The organism is Vibrio sp. Vb0349 (assembly GCF_033338975.1).
This window is the reverse complement of record NZ_JAWOTS010000103.1, coordinates 1-1816: the sequence shown is the minus strand read 5'-3', so window position 1 is coordinate 1816 and position 1816 is coordinate 1. Positions and strand designations below refer to the sequence as shown.

Sequence of the window (1816 nt, the reverse complement as noted above, 5' to 3'; positions counted from 1 at the left end):
CTGGCCATCATGGTGATCAGCGATCGTATTTCTGCTTTCGATTGTATTTGGCATGGTGAAGGTGGGCTTAAAGGTGTTCCGGGTAAAGGTGCCGCATTGAATGCCATTTCAAATCATTGGTTTAAGCTTTTTAAAGACAACGGCTTAGCTGACAGCCACATCTTAGATATTCCTCACCCATTTGTTTGGATCGTTCAAAAAGCAAAACCGGTAAAAATTGAGGCAATCTGCCGTAAATACATCACTGGTTCCATGTGGCGTGCATACGCAAATGGTGAGCGCGAGTTTTGTGGTATCCAACTTCCTGAAGGGTTAGAAAAAGATAAAGCGCTACCGGATTTGCTAATGACTCCGTCAACCAAAGGCATCCTAAAAGGCATTCCTGGCGTACCAGAAGCAGACGATGTGAACATCACTCGCCAAAATATCGTGGACAACTATGAAGCGTTTAACTTCTCAAGCGCAGAAGATATCGCTCAGTACGAAAAATTGTTGAAAGAAGGCTTTAACGTTATCAGCCAAGCGTTAGAAGAAATCGACCAAATCTTTGTCGATACCAAATTCGAATTTGGTTATGTTCATGACGCCGCAGGTAATGAAAAGCTGATCTACATGGATGAAGTTGGCACGCCAGATTCTTCTCGTATTTGGGATGCAAAGGAGTATCAAGCAGGTAGCATCGTTGAAAACTCGAAAGAAGGTTTCCGTCAGTTCCTACTTAACCACTTCCCTGACCCAGATATCTTATTAAACAAAGAACGTATGCCAGAGCGCGAAGCTCTTGCACGCGATAACGATCTTCCTGTTGAATCTTTGATGGATATTTCAAGAACCTACATTGGTATCGCCGAGAAAATTACAGGTAAACCAATTACGTTAAGCGAAAATCCAAAAGCTGAAATCATCGAAATTCTCAGCAAAGAATACGGTTTGATCGACTAGCTATCTGAAAGCTGATTGAAAATTGCCAACAAAAAAGTCCGCCTGATGAGCGGACTTTTACTTTTTCGCGAGTTTAGATTAGATAATGTCTAACGTTGTGCCATTTGTCGTAGACGCCGACTTCGTCGTCACCTGATACTTTTTATCTTTGATGGTCGACACCAAGTACCACGTCGATTGAGCGGCATCAGCAGTAAAGGTCACTCGCATAAAGCCACGTTGTTTGATGTCAGCCCATTGCAGCTCGGAGACTAAATGCGGCAAGGTGTATTCCATTTGAGCAATCGCTACCGGGTCCAACGCCAAATACTCTTCTAACCCCGGAGAGCTCACCGAGCTCGTCGCAAACTCGACCCCTATCGGATTGTTTGACACATCTTTTAACTCACTTGCCCACGCGTTGTGAGTATCGCCCGCTAAACACACAAAATTGCCACTGCTTGCCTTGACCAGTTGGTAAACTTTTTCACGCTCGACATAGTAACCATCCCAAGCATCTAGGTTGTAAGGCAGAGAAATGGGATCTGCACTTGGATCGGCAAGATAACCCGTGATCGCTGTATTCACCGCCAACAACGCTTCTGTTTTCTTCTCTTCTGTTGACGTAAACAGTTGGAACATCGCCGTCATCACTGAACTTGGTAGCTCCATTCGCGACATCAAAACTTGTTGGCCTAGAACGTTCCATTTTGCATCGTGCGTGTTGAATTCATTCTTCAACCAAGCAAGTTGTTCAGTGCCTAGCAGTTCTCTGTCTGCACTGCGTGATTGAGCAACTAACCCACCGATAGCTTCCATTGTTGGTGCACTGAGTGAGAAGTAATCCAACGGTTTATCACGACCGACAAGGCGCGTATCGAGCATCATGAGATTC

At 44.8% G+C, this 1816-nt stretch carries 2 protein-coding genes; one reads left to right on the top strand and one right to left on the bottom strand.

Going from position 1 to position 1816, the window contains the following annotated elements:
* A partial coding sequence (locus tag R7Q47_RS23590; protein ID WP_318089539.1) for a phosphoribosylaminoimidazolesuccinocarboxamide synthase occupies positions 1-942 on the top strand: 942 nt, incomplete at its 5' end.
* A gap of 78 nt (positions 943-1020) precedes the next feature.
* On the opposite strand, the gene R7Q47_RS23585 is transcribed toward R7Q47_RS23590, so the two are convergent.
* On the bottom strand, positions 1021-1816 hold a 796-nt coding region (locus R7Q47_RS23585; RefSeq protein ID WP_318089537.1), incomplete at its 5' end, for an alkaline phosphatase D family protein.